We start from the raw sequence: 16,671 nt of genomic DNA on the forward strand, positions 1-16,671 counted from the left end.
TTGGGAGGCAGCCATGCAGAATTCGGAGTTCGCCGCCATTATCGTCCAGGTACAGGAGACGACCGAGACGGTCGCCCCGCACGCGATCATGGCGCAGGGCTGATCCGTACCGCCGGTCGCCGATGACAGGCCCAGGGTGTGCGACGCAAGGGTGGTGCGGAAATACCGTGAAGGCATTGCTGGTCGTCATGCCCTGGGCTTCTCTGCACCGCCCGTCCCTCGGCGCGGGGATCCTCACCCAAATAGGCCGCGACATCGACGGATGCCGGATGTCGCAGTGTTACGCGAATCTGGAGTGGGCCCGGTTCCTCCTGGCCGAGACCGGCGGTGCGATCACGCCCGACGACTACAACGACGTCGCCGAGAGATACCTCGCCGGAGCCGGCGAGTGGGTGTTCGCCGGCGCGCTGCACCAGACCCCGGGCTGGCGTGAGCAGGAGTTCCTCGCCCATCTCGGCGACGGTTCCGGACTCGACGGCGAATTGCTCGTCACGATGGCGCGGCTCGCCCCGGCTTTCGTCGAGCACCTCTGCGAACGGCTGACCGCCGAAGCGTACGACGTGATCGGATTCAGCACCACGTTCATGCAGAACGTGCCTTCCCTGGCCCTCGCCCGCGCTCTCAAGAAGGCCCGGCCGGAAACCACGATAATCTTCGGCGGGGCCAACTGCGACGGCTCCCAGGGCGCCGCGATCCATAACAATTTCCCGTTCGTCGACATTGTCGCCAGAGGCGAATCCGATCATATATTCCGGCAGCTCGTCGAGGCTGTGCGGGCCGCGGACGAGAATATGCTCAGGCGGATCCCCGGATTATGCTGGCGCACCGGAGACGGCCGGTCGGTCACCAATCCCAGCACGGCCGCGCCGCTGCTCATGAAATCGGTACGACACCCCTGGTACGACGAGTATTTCGAAACGCTCGGCACGACCGGCATCGGCGCCTGGGTCGAACCGGAGCTCGTGCTGGAGTCGTCCCGCGGCTGCTGGTGGGGTGAGAAGCACCACTGCACCTTCTGCGGCCTGAACGGCTCGGCCATGAAGTTCCGCAGCAAGACACAGAGAGACTTCGTCGACGAGCTCGACGCGGCGGTCCGCAGACACCGGGTGCTGGACATATCCCTGGCCGACAACATCCTGGACATGAAGTATTTCAACGAGTTCCTGCCGCGCCTGGCGGAGCTGGACTGGGACCTGCGCATTCATTGCGAGGTCAAGGCGAATCTCACCGTCGAGCAGGTCAGGACGTTGCGCGACGCCGGTGTGGTGAACATCCAGCCCGGCATCGAGAGCCTGAGCAGCGACACGCTGAGGCTCATGGACAAGGGCGTGACCGGTGTGCAGAACGTCCGCCTGCTGCGCGACTGCCAGCAGGAGGGCCTGACCGTCGAATGGAACTGGCTCTGCGGCTTCCCCAAGGAGGACGAAAGCCAGTACGACGCCCTCATCGGCCAGTTCCCTGCCCTGGTGCACCTGCAACCGCCGCTGGGCGTCTCCCGGGTGGCGCTGGAGCGGTTCAGCCCCTACTTCGAGCGCCCCGAGCTGGGATTCGTCAACGCCGGACCGGCCCGCGTCTTCGAGATCGTCTACGACCTGCCGCGTGCCGAGCTCGAACAGCTCGTCTACCTCTTCGACAGCCCGCTGCACGGGGTGAGCGAGGAGACGGTGGAGCGCGTAGGAGCCGCCGTCGACACGTGGCGGGCCGGACATGACACGGGGAACAGCACGCTCGTCGTCACCAGGTCCGGGGATCACCTCGTCATCCGCGACCGCCGGGCCGGCTGGCCGGTCCAGGATCACGTGCTGGCCCCCGGCGGACGGGCCGAGGCGTACCAGGCTCTGGACCGGGGACGGACTCCGCAGTCGCTGGAGGCGTACCTGCGCGAGACCCACGGCCTGGCCTGCGGGCCGCGGCTCGCCACGTGGCTGGACGAGTTCGTGGCGGCAGGGCTCGTCTTCACCGAAGCCGGGCGTTACGTGGCACTCGCGACCGCCGAACGTCCCGGGGTCGCGCCGGCCCGCCCGCAACCGGCGAACGCGGGCGCCGGAACCCGATGATGGCGGGCCAGGCGGAAGCGTCCCTCTCCCCCGGCGCCGGACAGAAGAGCTCGATCCTCCGGAACCGGAACTTCCGCCGGGTCTTCGCCGCGTCCGCGGTCAGCACGCTCGGCACGCCGATGACCGCGCTCGCGATCCCGCTGACCGCGCTCGGCCTGCTCGACGCCAACGCGGCCCAGATGGGCCTGCTCGGCACGCTGACCACCATCTCGTTCATGTTGTTCGGGCTGCCCGCGGGGGTGCTGGTCGACCGCGTGTCACGCCGGACGCTGATGGTCGTCGCGGACTTCGGCCGCGCGCTCGTCCTGCTCTCCATCCCCGTCGCCTGGCTGCTCGACGGGCTCACGCTGACGCAGATGTACGCGGTGGCGTTCGTCAACGGCACGCTGACCCTGTTCTTCTCGGTCTCGTCGCAGAGCTTCCTGCCCTCCATCGTCCCGCCCGCGAGGCTCGCGGAGGCCAACGCCGTCCTCTCGTCGTTCAGGGAGGGCAACGGGATCGCCGGGTCGGCGCTCGCCGGCCTGCTCATCCAGCTGGTCACGGCGCCCGTCGTCATCGTCCTGGACGCGCTCAGCTACCTGTGGTCCGGCACGGTCATCGCCCTCATCGGACGCACGCCCGAGCCCGTCGCCGAGAAGCAGCGCATGACCAGCGGGATCATGAGCGGGCTCAGGTACGTCTTCACGCACGAGATGTTGCGCCCGATCGCCGTCTCCGGCGCCGTCTCCAACGTGGGCGCGCTCATGACCTTGACGCTGATGCCGATCCTCTACCAGCGGGTGCTCGCGCTCCCCGCCGGGGCGCTCGGCCTCTTCATGGCGACGGGCGGAGCGGGTGCGCTGCTGGGCTCGTACACGGGGCACCGGCTCGCGCGACGCGTCGGCGAAGGGCGCGTCCTGTGGATGTTCGGCCTGGTCATCATGCCGTTCGCGGTGCTCGTCGCCTCGGCCGGCCGGGGGCCCTGGCAGTGGATCTCGATGGCGGCCTGGCTGGTGGTGTGCTACCAGAGCGGCATGTACAACGTCCTGCTGGTCAGCTTCCGCCAGCGCATCACCCCGGGCGACCTGCTCGGCCGGATGAACGCCACCATGCGCTTCACGCTGACCGGCGCCACCGCGCTCGGCGCGGCGCTGGCCGGCACCATCGGCCAGCTCGCCGGCGTGCGCGAGGCCCTCTACGTGGCCGCCGCCATCACGGCCACCGCCTGGATCCCCTACTTCCTCTCTCCCATGCGTCACCTGCGACGGCTGCCTTGACCGGCGAGCCGCGAACGAAGTCGGAGCCGACACCATGCGCTATCCGAGCCGGCCGGAACTCCTGCGGCTCCCTCCCGGCCACGTCATCGACGTTCCCGAGGAGATCCGCCTCGACCCCGGGCATCCGGAGGAACTGCTGGAGGCGGTGCGCTTCCTGCGCGACTGCGCCGCGTGCGGAACGAGCGTCCGCTGGACCGGGCGCTGCTCCGACCCCTCCGTCGCGAACGCCCTGACCCACGTGCCGCCGCCGCTCGCGCCTCTCGGCGCGGAGCTGGGCGAGCAGTTCGGCGGGTGGCGGACGGCGTACAAGAAGGGGGTGTACTTCCTGCGCAAGGGCCCCGGTTTCAGGATCGTCCACGACCGCAGGAGCCTGCACCGGAAGCCGCTCAGGATGGTCATCACCGACGAGCGCCTGGTGGACGCGCTCGAAGCCGGGCAAGCCGTGATCGACATCGAACGCAGCCCGCTGCCCGCCGCGGTGCGCCACCTCGCCGAGGCGGGGCTCATGATGGCGGCGGGCGGGTACGCGGTGACCCTGCCGTACCGGCTGCCCGCCTGGCCCATCCCCGCCTACAGCGTCTGAACGTCCGCCGTGGTCAGCGGTGGTAGCCGTACAGGAACACGCGCACGCCCAGGAGTCGACGCTGGTCGAGCTGCTGGACGAGGTCATCGCCTGGTCGGGCGCGCTCAGGTCGGTGCGGGCGGGCTCTATTTGATCGCGGCCAGGTCCAGGACGTACATCTCGTCCTTGATCTGGTAGGTCATCAGCCGGTCGAGGCCGCCGTCGGGGAGCGCCATGGCCCCTTTCGCGTCGGGCCGGATGCCGAGGTCGGCGGACCTGCCGGTGTCGGCGTCGTACAGCGCCGGGACGCCCCGCTGCCCCGGCACCATCAGCATGACGCTGAAGAAGCGTTCCAGGCGGACGCCGTCGCCCGGCCGGAAGGTGGCCGGCAGGCGGCGCTCGTGGGAGCCGTCGCGGTCGCGGACGAAGCTACGCAGAATGACCGGGATCTGCGCCGTGTCCGGGCACCGGCGAGTAGGGCACTTGATCTCCTTGCCGGAGCGGTCGCGGTGTTCGACCTTGACGGTCTCGTATCGCACGGCCATGCCCACGCACCGGTCGACGTCGCACCTGACCTCCTCGTCGGCCTTGACCACGGCGTCGCGCCGCTCACCGGTCTCGACGTTGAGCAGCTCGCGGAAGAGCGCCTTCTTCCGGAGGACGCCCACCCACGGCCATCGCAGGATCTGGTGCCGTTCGGCGCCCTCCACCGGCTGCGGCCTACCCCCGCTCAGGGGCACCCGGTAGACCCCGCCCTTCTCGTAGGCGAAGGCCACGTCCGCGCCGGTCACCGTCAGCCCGTTGATGTGCCCCTGCTTCATGACGTTCCCGAGAGGGACGTCGGTCACCGGCCGAGGGCGGCCACCGGCGGCCGGCACCGTCCAGATCCGGGCGACCCGCGCGCCGCCCGGCTCCTTGTAGGACGCCCACCACACGATGTTGCCGCCACCGGCGGCGACGTCGTCGGCGAAGATCGCCGATCCCTTCGTCGGGGGGATCTCCGCGATCTGCCTGGGCTGCCCGGTGACAAGGTCGTAGGTCCACAGGAACGGACGTTTCCCGTCCGTCACACCCGTCATGACCAGCAGCGTGCGATCGTCGAGGAGCAGCTGCGGCTCGTACGCACGGCCGTCGGGCAGCTTGGCCGGGATCTTGTGCACGGCCTGCGGCCACACCTTCTCGACGGGCGGCGGAATCCTGTCCGCCGACGGTTCGGCCCCGCCGGTCGCGCTCGCCGCGGGGGGCGGCTCGGCCGCCGTGCCCAGTGCACTCACCGCCGTGCCCGTCCCGCCCGCCACGAGGACCACGGCCGCTGCCGCGCGTACGGCCGCGGCCCGCGCCCGCCGCCGGCGATGGCGCGTCTTGACCGTCGTGACCAGCCCGGCCGGCGCCTGCGGGGCACGATGCGCCGCCCCGGACAGGGCGCGGCTCAGCTTGTCTTCCAGATCGGTCATCGCATGCTCCTGTGGGTCGCCGGTGCGGAGGACAGGGAGGAACGCAGCTTGTCCAGGCCCCGGAAGGCCTGGCTGCGCACGGTTCCGGGAGAGATGCCGAGCACGTCGGCGATCTCGGCGTCGCTGAGCTGCTCGTAGTAGCGCAGCACCAGCACGGCACGCTGTCTGCGGGGCAGCGCGGCCAGCTCTTCCCAGAGATCCTGTTCCTCGTCGGGAGGGAAGACTTCGTGGTGGGCCCGCTCCGGCGGCTCTCCGCTGAGACGTTCACGCCTGTGACGCCGCCAGACGCTGATGTGCAACCGCGCCATCGTGGTCCGGACGTAGCTGTGCGGGCTGTCCTTGCGTCTCACCCTCGGCCAGGCGCCGCACAGCCGTACCAGGGCTTCCTGGAGCAGGTCGGCGGCGTCATGAGGGTTTCCGGTCAGGACGTATCCGTAGCGGAGCAACGCGTCCGTATGCTCTGCCACGAAGTCGTCGAAGCCGGGTTCGTCATCCACTTGTCGTCCCTTCGGTAGTCACGTCCCAGACGGCCGAAGGGACGAAGACGTTGCATCGCCCGGCGATCTTTTCCCGGGATCTTCGGACGACGCGAAGGGGTGGAGCGATCGACCGGGTCGGGTCAGCGTTTCATCGCGCCCTCGGCCGCGGCGGCGACGGCCGTGCCCGCGATCACCTGGTCGAGCAGCGGGGTGAATCGGATCTGTCCCGGCAACTGGTACAGGTGGGCGCCCCCGACGAAGTCGCGCAGCGCGTCGAGCTGTCCGGAGTCACCGTACGCAACGTCAAGTGGTGGCACGGGGTCGAGCTGAACGCCGTCCGTACCGCGACCGTCAGCGAATGCCGGTTCGAAGGCTGGATCGAGGCGCCGACGGCCGGTTTGTGGCACGGCGAGGCGGTCCAACTCGACTTACCGACCGCCGGCACCACCTGGGGCGGGATCGCCGACAACACGCCGAGCACCGACATCCGGATCATCGACAACTACTGCGGCCCTTCGCAGGAGTACCCGGGCTGGGGCAAGCTCACCGGCTCGCACACCGGCGCCGCCGGCGCGGTGCACAGCGACATCTGGATCGAACGCAACCTGATCGAGAACGCGAAATGGGACGCGATCGGGCCCATGAACACCTCCCGGGTCGTCATCAGGGATCTGACCGCCCTCATCCCGTTCTCCCGCGGCTCCAACCAGGGCAGGTGAACCGGCCGAGCGTCAGTCGGGCGGCCACAGCTTGCGGCCCTTGGAGAAAATGCCGCCGAGGATCGATCGGGCCTGGACGAGGTTGCCCTCGACGTCGCCGATCACGCTGTTGCGTCCGCCGATCTGGACCACGTTCCCGGCCGTTCCGATGAGGGTCGCGCCTTCCACCATCACCGCCGTGCCGGACACGTGACCCACGAGGGTCCCGCCCCGGACGACGACGTCACCGTCCACGTCGCCGTGCCTGACCTCACCGGGACCGATCACTTCGACGTCTCCCTGTCCGGCGGGCGCGATCTCACCGGCGCCGGCCTTGTGCAGCCGCCAGGTGTGCACGCCGGTGGCGACCAGGCCCAGCGCGCCCACGACGGCGGCGGCGACCGCGGGGACGGACTGGTCGCAGGGCCGTACGATCCACTCGTTCGCGGGCTCGGGCCGCCTGGGGTCCTGACGCTGCTCGTACGTGATGGTGCCGCAGTCGGCGGCCGCGGGGGACGCACCGAGCAGCAGCATCCACGCCGCTCCCACGGCTGTGAGCAGGCATCGTGCCAGCAGCCGGTGCGTACGTTCGTTCATCGGCGGTCCTTCATGGCTTGACGGTGGAGGCGGAACAGGACGACGGGCCGGGCGCTACGGGCCGCTCCTGGCGAGATCGGCCTTGATCGCCTGGACGCGCGCCCGCGACGACGCCTCGTCCGGCGCGAGCGGGTCGGCCTCGCCACGCAGGCTGTGCCAGCGTTCCGCGGCAAGGTCGAGCTGGGCCGCGTGCAGGCGTGCCAGGCGGCGGTAGGCGGTGATGCCGTGGCGCGGATTGTCCGCGGCGCGCAGTGCGTCGACCTTGAGCCGGAAGCGCCGGGCGGGCGAGAGGAGCACTGCCGCTTCCGGCTCGGTGATCGCGTCGCGGGAGGAGGGCGGCAGGGTGGTCAGCGCTACTCGCAGACCTCCGGCCTCGCTGCGCAGTCCGTGGCGCAGCAGGAGCACGTACAGGATGACCAAGGGGCTCTGGAACAGCAACAACTGGGCGGGGGTCAGCACCAGGACGTTGAGGGTGTCACTGCTGGTGAACCATTTGCGGGACTCCTTGGCGACGTAGTCGAGCATGGCGTTGTTGCAGAAGTGCGCGCTTGCCGCCGTACAGAGGCCAAGGGCGATCGTGGTGATCTGCTGGGGGCGGCTGTGCAGTTGCCGGGCGATGCCGAAGGCGGCGCCGGTGACGGCGGTGAACGCGGTGTGCGCGGCCAGGAGCCCGGCGACCTGCCGGGCCCAGAAGTGGAAGCCGGCACCCGCCCCGTCGAGGGCGGCCATGTACGTGATGCTCTCGCCGAGGTTGAAGCCGAGCCCGGTCGTGGCGCCGACGACGACGCCGGAGACGACGGAGTCGAAATGCCGCCGGTAGAGCAGGAAGAGGATCGCCACTCCCGCCCCCTTGCCGAGCTCCTCGGAGAACCCCGAGATCATGGGCAGGCCGGTGTCCTTCAGGAGCGTCAAGTCCAGGGGGTTCTCCGGGAGCGGGAAATGCAGGGTGGAGAAGGTCTTCCACCATTCGTTCATGGTCAGGCCGAAACCGCCGGCGACGACCGCTCCCCATCCCAGGGCTCTCATCAGCAGGGGCACGGGCACCCGGCGGAAGCGCTGCATGTGGTGCACCAGCCACAGGGCGTACAGGGTCGTCGGCAGGCACAGGAGGAAGGCCAGCGCGTGGGCGCGCGGCCAGGCGAGCAGGTCGACGAGGGACGGGATCTTCAACGCGGGCAGCGCCAGCAGCATGAACACGAGCGTTCCGCGGTACCGCCGTGCGACCCGCGCGCGGCGGTCCGGCGGCACGTGCCGGGCCTTCGCGTACCGCAGATGTCCCCAGGCGACGGCCGACAACACCGCGAGCAGCGCCCAGCCCGGCAGGTACTGCCAGTAGACGAGTGAGTTGAGGAAGTTCGAGATCTTGGTCAGCTCGGGAATGCCCGCCTGTGCCACGTCGATCTGCGGCGGACGGACCTGGTTGATCAGCATGGTCAGCGCGACCAGCACATGCAGCGACACCAGGACGAGCAGCGCCAGGCGCTGCCTCGGGCAGGCCGGCAGAAGGTGGGTGTGCGCTTCGTCGGTCATGGTCACCTGCCGGGCTGTACGAGCGGACCGGGACTCGCGGGCCGGGTCCCGGAGAGCGGCGGCCCGGGCGGCTCCTGCCGGGCACCGGCGGGCGAGGGAACGGCCGTCGGCCAGGCGCGATCCGGCACGGGCGGGGGCGGCCGGACCGGGAGGCCGGGCAGGTCGTCCAGGGTGGTACGCCGGTCGATCGCGCAGCTCACGACGAGCCCTAGCGTGAGCAGGCAGCCTCCCGCGATCGACGCGAAGGTCCGGAAGAGGCGCAGGTGCGGCCGGGACTCGAAGCCGGCGAGTTCCGGCACCTTGCGCGGGGCGCGGGGAGCCTGCTCGGGTCGCGGGGCGTGGGCGGCCTGTTCGGAACGCGGGGCGCGAGGGGTGGCCGGACGTGGCTTTCGGGCGCGTCTGAACCTCTTCGGTCTGTTCGCGTACAGGAAGACGCCGACGGCTCCGACGACAAGCGCGATCATGATGCGACGGATGGTCGCCACCACGTGCGCCGACGTCGGGTCTTCGTCCTCGCCTGTGGCTGGTGGCTGCACGAAGAACTCGCCCACCGGCTCGATGTCGCTCACGTGGCAGGGCCCCGCGCCGGGAATGGTGAGTGCGAGGTTCGTCGCGTGCAGCCGGTACGTGCCGGGAACGGCCTTCCACGTGCCGTCGCCCAGGGTGCCGAAACCGGTCAGGACGGCACGGCCGCCCACCGCTGTCCCACTGAGGTGGATCAGCATCTCAGCCGTACGGTGGTCGGAGTCTTCGTCCTGTTTGCCAGGTTCCAGGGAGAACGTCACTCTGCCGGAGATCTGCGCGGGCAGGCCCTGAATATCCCCACCGGGAAACTTCTGCGGCGCAGAGGCGACATTACTTATGTCGAGCCGTGCCTGAAACGGTTGGGCGCTGACTGCGCCGGCTGGCATCATTGGGGGTGATTCCAATGTAAGTTGCCCTGTTCCCCCCATCTCGCAGGTGACGGGAGCCGGCCCCGCCGTCGCGACACCCGTGACCTGGAGAGTGGCGACGAATCCCAAAGCGGCGACCACAAAAGGGACGCATCCCATAAGCACACTTTCCGGACCATGCATCGAACCGCAGGGCTGATAATTCATGCAAGGTATACCGGACCAGCCAAGAGCCTGCCGATAAAAGGCTCAAGTGCGGGCGGGGCAGCCGGACGTCCGGCCGGCCGACCTGGAGGCGACGCGGGGCTCGAACGGCGCATCGTGCTCAGGACCACCCAGCTCGAACTGCCGGCCTCGCTGGTGAGGCACGGGCTCGGGATCGCCGTCCTGCCCGTGAGCGTGGCCCACCAGGCCGGCCTGACGGCCGTCCCGATCATCGGGAACACCGCGGACCGGACCGTCACGCTGGTCACCCGGGCGGGCCACGACAGCAACCCGGCCGTACGGGCCCTGCTCGACCTCCTGCGTCCCGAGCCCGCCGGATAGCCGCGCCGGTCACGGGTCGGGCGCGGCTACAATCGGGCACGTCGTTCCACCTCAGGCTGAGGGGCCCGCGACGTCACCACCAGTGACGGAGCCAGTGGAGCGGCCCGGCGCGTTCCTCCACGCCGGGCGAGCGGGCCCCGTGGATCTTTCCCTTCTTCGGACACCTCCTCTGGGCTCGCGTGCTCATTCGATCAGAGATGTCAAAGGAAAGACCCGTGGCCCGTTTCGACACCATCTCCGCCCTTCGCATCGCGAAGGCGCTGCTCACCTTCACCGTCGGCGGCTTCGCGCTGCTCGTCGTGTTCGGCAACCTCACCGACTACGGCACGAACTTCGAGTTCGTCCGGCACGTGCTGGCCATGGACGCGCAGAAGCCCGAGCTCGCCGCAGTCAGCCAGATCAACTACCGCGCCATCCCGTGGACGTGGGCGCACCACGTCGCCTACATCGGCGTCATCCTCACCGAGGCGGTCATCATGGTGACCTGTCTCGTGTCCGCCTGGCAGCAGGCCAGGGCCGTCGGCCGCGACCACGCCGCCTTCCACCGGGCCAAGCGCTGGGGCGTCGTCGGCTGCACCGTGGGCCTGCTGCTGTGGTTCTTCGGCTTCCAGGCCATCGGCGGCGAATGGTTCGGCATGTGGATGAACGGCACCTGGAACGGCATTCCCGACGCGGTGCGGCTGTGCACGTACATCGCGGCCGTACTGATCTTCCTCAGCCTCCGCAACGACACCCGCGAGAACGCCTGAACCGACCGGCGGGGGCCTGCTTCACCTGTCGGATTGACGTCGCGTCGGCGTGTCTGATTTCACTCCACCAAGTGGTTGGTGGATTAATGGAGGTCGGCATGACGGCGACGCGACGAGGCAGGCCCCCGGCCGGTCCGGAGCGCTGGAACGCGCTGGTGCAGGCGGCGTACGAATGCCTGGCCGAAGGCGGGTTCGAGCGGTTGCGGATGCGGGACGTGGCCACCCGGGTGGGCATCGACCACTCCTCGATCCATCACCACTTCCCCACCAAGCAGGACCTGGTCGTGGCGGTCGTCGACCACACCACCCGGCAGTTCTGGGCGACCACACCCCCGGACGGCGGCCCCGTCGAACGCCTGCGGCACCACCTGGCCACGCTCCGCCAGAAGATCAGCGACGAGCCCGAGCTCCACATCGTCCTGCGCGAGCTGGATCTGCGGGCCCGGCGCGACCCCGAGCTGCGGGAGATCATCGCCGGCCGGAAGGAAGGCTGGCGGAACTCACTGCGCACCCTGCTGACCGACGCCGCCGCCGCCGGAGCGCTGGCCCCGGGCGTCGATCCGGCGACGGGAGCCGAGCTGGTCATCGCCACCGTCAAGGGCGCGAGCCTGGCCGCCGAACATGCCGGCGACGTGCTCGAACTTCTCGACCACCTGCTGATCCGCGCCTGACCCCAGGCCGCCGCCCCTCAGGAGGACCATCTCATGTCCACACGCCCGCTCCGGGTCGTCGTCGTCGGCGGCATCGGCGGCCTGTGCCTGGCGCAGGGCCTGCACGCCGCCGGGATCGACGTCGCGGTCTTCGAACGCGACACCGCGCCCGACGCCCGGTTACAGGGATACCGGCTCAACATCGAACCCGTCGGCAGCCGGGCGCTGCACGACTGCCTTCCCGCGCACCTCTGGCACCTCCTGGTGGCCACCGCCGGGGATCCCGGTCCCGGCATGGGGGTGTTCACCTAACGGATCCGCCTGCTGATGCGGGAGGACGCCCTGCCCGCGGAGCGTGACCCGTCCGAGCAGACGCACGCGGTCAGCCGGGTCACGTTGCGGCGGCTGCTGCTCGCCGGCCTGGACGACGTCGTGCACTTCGGCAAGGAGTTCACCGGCTACCGGCAGAACGCCGACGGCGCCGTCACCGCCCTCTTCGCCGACGGCACCTCAGCCACCGGCGACCGCGTCGGCGACCAGCTGCGGGCCGCCGGCCTGGACCCGGACCTCCTCGTCCAGGACGCCAAGGACGACGACTACGTCATGTGGGCCTACGTCGCCCACCGCCTCGCGCTGCCCGCCGACCTGCCCGCCGACCTGCCCGCCGACCTGCCCGCCGACCTGCCCGACGTTCCGGCGGGCGGGCGCGGGCGGCGGTTGCGCGAACTGGTCGCCGCCCACCTGACGGACTGGCATCCCGGCCTGCGCGAGCTGATCGCCCGGACGCCCGCGGACACCGTCGAACGATTCGACTTCGCCACCGCCGAACGGGTGAAGCCCTGGCCGACCACGAACGTGACCGTGCTGGGCGGCGCCATCCACTCCATGCCGCCGGTCGGCGGCCTCGGCGGCAACGCCGCGCTGTACGACGCCGACGTGCTGCGCCGGGCGTTGATCGCGGTCGGCCGGGGTGAACACGACCCGCTCCCCGCGGTCGCCGCGTACGAGCGCGCGATGTTGAAGAACGGCTTCGCCGCCGTACGGGCCGCGACCATGTACCTGCGGCCGGCCACCCTGCCCAGCCGTACGGTCCGGACCGTCGCCCGGACGTTCTTCCGGCTGTGCGGCGTACTGCCTCCACTGCGCCGCGCGATCTTCTCGGACTGACCGCTCACCGGGCGTTCCCGGGTCTACGGCGCCTCGGCAGTGCCGATGGTCGTGGTGTCACGTGTCCGGCGCTGTGCGCCCAGTACGGAGTCGAGCAGGCCGGGGAACAGCTCGTCGAGGTCCTCCCGGCGCAGCCGTACCAGCCGGGACCGGCCCTGCACCTTCGTCCACGTCACGCCGGCCTCGCGCAACACCCGGTAGTGGTGCGACAACGTCGTCTGGTGCACGTCGATCTCGGCGCCGATCGCGTTGCAGAAGTCCTCACCCATCCGGTCGAGCCGCTGGACGAGGTCGAGCCGTACCGGATCGGCCAGCGCGCGCAGCACCTCCACCAGCCGGATCGCCTCGGTCGCCGGCTGTGACACCTCACGCATCGCCGCCCCCTGTGTTCCGCACACCGGCCACGCTACCAATATATGGATACATGGACAAGCATCCATATATTGCCTAAGGTTCCCCTCGGCACTTCTGAGGCTCCTCCGGAAAGGCGGCACCACCCGGTGTTGAGACGACTTCTTCCACTGGCCCTGGCGACCTTCGCCGTCGGCACCGACAGCTACGTGATCGCGGGCCTGCTCCCGGCCATCGCCACCGACCTGCGGGTCTCGACTCCCGCCGCCGGGCAGTTGGTGACGGTGTTCGCCCTGGTGATGGCCCTGTCCGCACCTGTCATGGGCGCGCTCACCAGTGGGCTGGACAGGCGGACCGCGCTGCTGATCGCGTTGGGTGTCTTCGTGGTCGGCAACGCCGTCACCGCCCTGGGCACCGGCTACGCGGTGGTGATGATCGCCCGTGTCGTCACCGCCATCGGAGCCGGCATGATCAACTCTGCCGCCTCCAGCACCGCCGGTGCCATCGCGCCCCCGGAACGCCGGGGCCGGGCCCTGGCCTTCGTGTTGGGCGGTCTCACGTTGGCGACGGCGTCAGGTCTTCCGCTCGGCATCCTGATCGGCCGTACCGACTGGCACGTCACCCTGTGGGCCGTCGCCGGGGTCGGCCTCGTCGCGGCCCTCGGGATCGCCGCCGGACTGCCCAAGGTGATGCTCCCCGCCGCGTCACTGGGCGACCGGCTGCGCCCGCTCAAGCAGGGACGGGTCCTCGCCCTGCTGGCCGTCACCACGCTGGCCTTCCTCGGCGCCTACACCCTCTACACCTACATCGGCCCGGCCCTGCGGGACGTGACCGGCGGCTCCGAAACGCTGCTCGCCGCCGTCCTGCTGGCCTGGGGAATCGGCGTCCTGGCCGGGAACGTCGTCGCCGGACGGCTGGTCGACCGGCACGACCCCGCGCACGTGCTGACCGGCCCTCTCCTCGTCGCTGCCGTCGCCCTCGCCCTCACCTCGGTGGCGACCGCCACGTTCGTGTCCACCCTGGTATGGGCCGCGATCTGGGGCGCGGCCCTGGGCGTCGTCGTCGTGCCCCAGCAGCACCGGCTCATCGCCCTCGGCCCGGCCGCGGCGCCGGTTCTGCTCGGCCTCAACTCCTCCGCCATCTACATCGGCATTGCTCTCGGCGGCGGACTGGGCGGGCTGGTCCAGGAGTGGTTCGCCATCGTGCCCGCCGCGCTGGGGCTGCCGGCCGCCGGTGTCACCACGTTGGCGCTGCTCTACCACCTGACGACCGCACGCCGCCGTACGCCCGAGACACCTCGGCCGATCCCGTCCACCCCGGAGCAGGCCGAGGCGTGACGATCGGGAACTCGCCCGCGTCCCCGGACAGTGCAGTGTGTGGATGTGAACATGCGTGCCCGCATACGAGACGGCGATCAACGCGCGTTTGAGGAGCTCTTCGACCAGTACGCCAAAGCCGTCTACAACCACGCCTACCGGATGACCGGCGACTGGTCGGTGGCCGACGACGTGGTGTCGCTGACCTTCCTGGAGGCGTGGCGGCTACGGCAGCGGCTCTCCCCGGACGGCGGTTCGCTGCGGCCGTGGTTGCTCGTCGTGGCCACCAACGTGGCCCGCAACCTGCGACGGGCCAGGCGGCGTCACGAGGAGGTCGTGGTCAGGATTCCCCGGAACGACGTCGTCCCGGATTTCACCGAGGAGCTGGTCGAGCAGATCGCGGACAAGGAACGGCTGGCCGAGGTGCGTACGGCGATCGGACGGCTGCGCAAGCACGAGCAGGACGTGCTGCTGCTGTGCGTCGGGGCCGGGCTCGACTACGCCGAGACGGCCGAGGCGCTGGGCATCCCGATCGGGACTGTCAGATCCCGATTGTCGCGGGCCCGGAAAAAACTGGAACTGGCCATGACCCGGCGACAGATAAATGGCGACCGCGACGAAGCGGTCCGGTCCATGCAGGGGAGCACCCGATGAACATTTTCCCGGAAGAACGGGATCTTCCTGAGGGCCGTCACCAACTGCTCAAGGAGTTCGTGATGACCGCTCTGCAAGACGAGCCGAAGCCGGCCAGGCCCCGCCGCAAGCTGCTGCGCGCCGGCGTACTGGTCCCCGCGCTGGGGCTGGCCGCAGCGGCGGTCGCAGCCGCTCTGGTGATCGTCCCCGGCCAGGCCGGGAACTCCCCGGCGGCCTCCAGTGCGCGAGACGTCCTGCTCGTCGCGGCCACCTCCGCCGAACGCGCCCCCGAGGGGTCAGGGACGTACTGGCACATCACCATCACCCAGGAGGGCAAGCCGCAGCAGGAGTACTGGTACAAGAAGAACGGTCAGTTCTGGCTGAAGGGCGAAGGGCTCAAGGGTGAGGGCAAGCTGACACAGTTCCCCGTCAAGCCCCAGCCGTTCTCGATAGGCGCGCTGCGGATGACCTTCGAGGAGCTGCGACAGCTCCCCGGCGACGCGAACAGCCTGTACGAGAAGCTGAAGTCGGCGGTCGCGGCCGGCGATCTGCGCACCAGCGCCGGCGAGCTGAACGCCGAGCAGCAGGAGTGGGCCACCATGGAAACCCTCCTGTCGCTGGTCAGCGAGGCCCCGGTCGCACCCGACGTCCGCGCCGCCGCCTACCGGGCACTCGCCGCCCGGCCCGGCGTCCAGGACCTCGGCGACGCTGATGGCGGACGGCGCTTCCAGGTGCCGGTGCTCGACGGTCAGGAGACGCTCATCATCGACCCGGAGACCGGGAAGCTCCGCAGCACCTCCGTCTGGGCGATGCTCTCCGGAGGCACCGCGCACTCCAGCGGCCCCGTGACGATCGCCACCGAATGGACAGACCAGCTGCCCGGCTGACCCGCCGGCCAGAGGGCGGCCCCCGGCAGGCGGCGCACGACGCGGCCTGCCGGGGCGTCCGAGGGTCACATGGTCGTCCCGCCCGAGGCGTCCAGGCGGTGCCCGGTCACATAGCGGCTGTCGTCGGAGGCCAGGAAGGCCACCGTGCCGGCGACGTCCTCCGGGGTGCCCAGCCGGCCCAGCGGTGACAACGAGGACAACCAGGCCAGGGCCTCGCCGACCAGGCGGCCCTGGTGCATGTCGGTGTCGATGACGCCGGGGGCCACGGTGTTGACCGTGATGCCACGCGGCCCCAGCTGCCTGGCGAGCGCCTGGGTGAGCACGTCGAGCGCCGCCTTGGACATGGCGTAGTCGATCGCCCGGGGCATGGCCGCGCCGCGGGTCAGCATCGTGCCGACGGTGATGATCCGGCCACCGTCCCGCAGCCGCGGCAGTGCGAGTTGCGTGACGAAGAACGCGGCGGTGGTGTTGACCGCGAACAGCCGCTCGAACCCCTCCCTCGTCACGCCGCCGATCTCGCCCTGGTCGCCGAGGATGCCCGCGTTGTTGACCAGGATGTCCAGGCCGTCGGCGTGGGCGTCGAAGGCGGCCCACAACGTTTCGGCGTCGCCCGGCGCGCCCAGCTCGGCCCGTACGGCGAAGGCCTGCCCTCCTGCGGCTTCGACGGCCGCGACCGTCTCCTTGGCCGCCGCCTCGTTGTTGCCGTAGTGGACGGCGACCCGGGCGCCCTCCCGCGCGAGCCGGGTGGCGATGGCCCGGCCGATCCCCCTGCTCGCGCCGGTCACCAGCGCCGTCCTGCCGGTCAATGTCGTCATTCTGATCATGCCTTCCTGTCAGGCCCTGTGG

The 16,671-nt window shown here is 70.2% G+C and carries 19 protein-coding genes; 12 read left to right on the plus strand and 7 right to left on the minus strand.

Translation table 11 applies throughout. The features are described from left to right. Window positions 1-167: 167 nt before the first annotated feature. Genes DMB42_RS00170 through DMB42_RS00180 form a run of 3 tightly spaced genes read left to right on the plus strand, consistent with a single transcriptional unit; the run spans window position 168 to window position 3,896 of the window. The gene (locus DMB42_RS00170) at window positions 168-2,057 is read left to right on the plus strand and encodes a RiPP maturation radical SAM C-methyltransferase (RefSeq protein ID WP_125629405.1); all 1,890 of its coding nucleotides are present in this window, start codon (window positions 168-170) and stop codon (window positions 2,055-2,057) included. Further along, complete coding sequence (locus DMB42_RS00175) at window positions 2,054-3,313, plus strand: MFS transporter (protein WP_125629407.1); 1,260 nt, start codon at window positions 2,054-2,056, stop codon at window positions 3,311-3,313. The genes DMB42_RS00170 and DMB42_RS00175 overlap by 4 nt, the downstream gene beginning before the upstream one ends. A 34-nt stretch (window positions 3,314-3,347) precedes the next feature. Next, window positions 3,348-3,896, plus strand: a complete 549-nt coding sequence (locus DMB42_RS00180; protein WP_125629409.1) for a DUF5825 family protein — start codon at window positions 3,348-3,350, stop codon at window positions 3,894-3,896. 125 nt (window positions 3,897-4,021) lie between these two features. Here the strand turns inward: DMB42_RS00180 and DMB42_RS00185 are convergent, their stop codons facing one another. Beyond that, the gene (locus DMB42_RS00185) at window positions 4,022-5,329 is read right to left on the minus strand and encodes a hypothetical protein (protein ID WP_125629411.1); all 1,308 of its coding nucleotides are present in this window, start codon (window positions 5,327-5,329) and stop codon (window positions 4,022-4,024) included. Continuing rightward, entirely contained in the window at window positions 5,326-5,826 is a 501-nt protein-coding gene (locus DMB42_RS00190) for a SigE family RNA polymerase sigma factor (protein ID WP_125629413.1), read from the minus strand. The genes DMB42_RS00185 and DMB42_RS00190 overlap by 4 nt, the downstream gene beginning before the upstream one ends. A 224-nt stretch (window positions 5,827-6,050) precedes the next feature. Between DMB42_RS00190 and DMB42_RS00200 the strand changes: the two genes are divergently transcribed. Further along, window positions 6,051-6,527, plus strand: coding sequence for a hypothetical protein (locus tag DMB42_RS00200; protein ID WP_185844385.1), 477 nt, complete (start codon window positions 6,051-6,053; stop codon window positions 6,525-6,527). A 12-nt stretch (window positions 6,528-6,539) separates the two neighbouring features. Here DMB42_RS00200 and DMB42_RS00205 read toward each other — a convergent pair whose 3' ends face one another. From DMB42_RS00205 to DMB42_RS00215, 3 genes are read right to left on the minus strand one after another with little or no spacing between them, the layout of a single operon-like run. After that, a complete protein-coding gene (locus tag DMB42_RS00205) occupies window positions 6,540-7,103 on the minus strand; it encodes a hypothetical protein (protein WP_125629417.1) in 564 nt (187 codons plus the stop codon). Window positions 7,104-7,157: 54 nt separating this feature from the next. Then, the gene (locus DMB42_RS00210; protein WP_125629419.1) at window positions 7,158-8,633 is read right to left on the minus strand and encodes a PrsW family intramembrane metalloprotease; all 1,476 of its coding nucleotides are present in this window, start codon (window positions 8,631-8,633) and stop codon (window positions 7,158-7,160) included. 2 nt (window positions 8,634-8,635) lie between these two features. Further along, window positions 8,636-9,358: a hypothetical protein gene (locus DMB42_RS00215; RefSeq protein WP_125629421.1), complete on the minus strand. Its 723-nt coding sequence runs from the start codon at window positions 9,356-9,358 to the stop codon at window positions 8,636-8,638. A gap of 345 nt (window positions 9,359-9,703) precedes the next feature. Between DMB42_RS00215 and DMB42_RS54615 the strand changes: the two genes are divergently transcribed. The 5 genes from DMB42_RS54615 (at window position 9,704) to DMB42_RS00240 (ending at window position 12,638) form a co-directional block, all read left to right on the plus strand. Then, window positions 9,704-10,072, plus strand: a complete 369-nt coding sequence (locus DMB42_RS54615) for a LysR family transcriptional regulator substrate-binding protein (RefSeq protein WP_125629423.1) — start codon at window positions 9,704-9,706, stop codon at window positions 10,070-10,072. Between the two features lie 215 nt (window positions 10,073-10,287). Next, window positions 10,288-10,821 carry a DUF2165 family protein gene (locus DMB42_RS00225; RefSeq protein ID WP_260477402.1) on the plus strand — a complete coding sequence of 178 codons (534 nt, stop codon included), beginning with the start codon at window positions 10,288-10,290 and terminating at the stop codon, window positions 10,819-10,821. Between the two features lie 98 nt (window positions 10,822-10,919). Beyond that, window positions 10,920-11,492, plus strand: a complete 573-nt coding sequence (locus DMB42_RS00230) for a TetR/AcrR family transcriptional regulator (protein ID WP_185844387.1) — start codon at window positions 10,920-10,922, stop codon at window positions 11,490-11,492. Window positions 11,493-11,525: 33 nt separating this feature from the next. Continuing rightward, entirely contained in the window at window positions 11,526-11,783 is a 258-nt protein-coding gene (locus DMB42_RS00235) for an NAD(P)-binding protein (RefSeq protein ID WP_125629428.1), read from the plus strand. Between the two features lie 15 nt (window positions 11,784-11,798). After that, window positions 11,799-12,638 carry an NAD(P)/FAD-dependent oxidoreductase gene (locus DMB42_RS00240; protein WP_125629429.1) on the plus strand — a complete coding sequence of 280 codons (840 nt, stop codon included), beginning with the start codon at window positions 11,799-11,801 and terminating at the stop codon, window positions 12,636-12,638. Between the two features lie 23 nt (window positions 12,639-12,661). Here the strand turns inward: DMB42_RS00240 and DMB42_RS00245 are convergent, their stop codons facing one another. Continuing rightward, window positions 12,662-13,012 (minus strand): helix-turn-helix transcriptional regulator, encoded by a 351-nt coding sequence (locus DMB42_RS00245; protein WP_125629431.1) that lies wholly within the window; start codon window positions 13,010-13,012, stop codon window positions 12,662-12,664. Between the two features lie 129 nt (window positions 13,013-13,141). Here DMB42_RS00245 and DMB42_RS00250 point away from each other — a divergent pair, with 129 nt between their 5' ends. The 3 genes from DMB42_RS00250 to DMB42_RS00260 are packed head-to-tail and all read left to right on the plus strand — an operon-like array spanning window position 13,142 to window position 15,825. Beyond that, entirely contained in the window at window positions 13,142-14,326 is a 1,185-nt protein-coding gene (locus DMB42_RS00250) for an MFS transporter (RefSeq protein WP_221761932.1), read from the plus strand. Window positions 14,327-14,377: 51 nt separating this feature from the next. Next, entirely contained in the window at window positions 14,378-14,959 is a 582-nt protein-coding gene (locus tag DMB42_RS00255; RefSeq protein WP_185844388.1) for an RNA polymerase sigma factor, read from the plus strand. Then, the gene (locus DMB42_RS00260) at window positions 14,956-15,825 is read left to right on the plus strand and encodes a CU044_5270 family protein (RefSeq protein WP_260477403.1); all 870 of its coding nucleotides are present in this window, start codon (window positions 14,956-14,958) and stop codon (window positions 15,823-15,825) included. Before DMB42_RS00255 ends, DMB42_RS00260 begins: the two co-directional genes overlap by 4 nt. A gap of 65 nt (window positions 15,826-15,890) precedes the next feature. On the opposite strand, the gene DMB42_RS00265 is transcribed toward DMB42_RS00260, so the two are convergent. Continuing rightward, window positions 15,891-16,640 (minus strand): SDR family oxidoreductase, encoded by a 750-nt coding sequence (locus tag DMB42_RS00265; protein ID WP_125629437.1) that lies wholly within the window; start codon window positions 16,638-16,640, stop codon window positions 15,891-15,893. Window positions 16,641-16,671: the final 31 nt, after the last annotated feature.

This window comes from Nonomuraea sp. WAC 01424, assembly GCF_003947315.1.
GTDB classification, from domain to species: Bacteria; Actinomycetota; Actinomycetes; order Streptosporangiales; family Streptosporangiaceae; genus Nonomuraea; species Nonomuraea spiralis.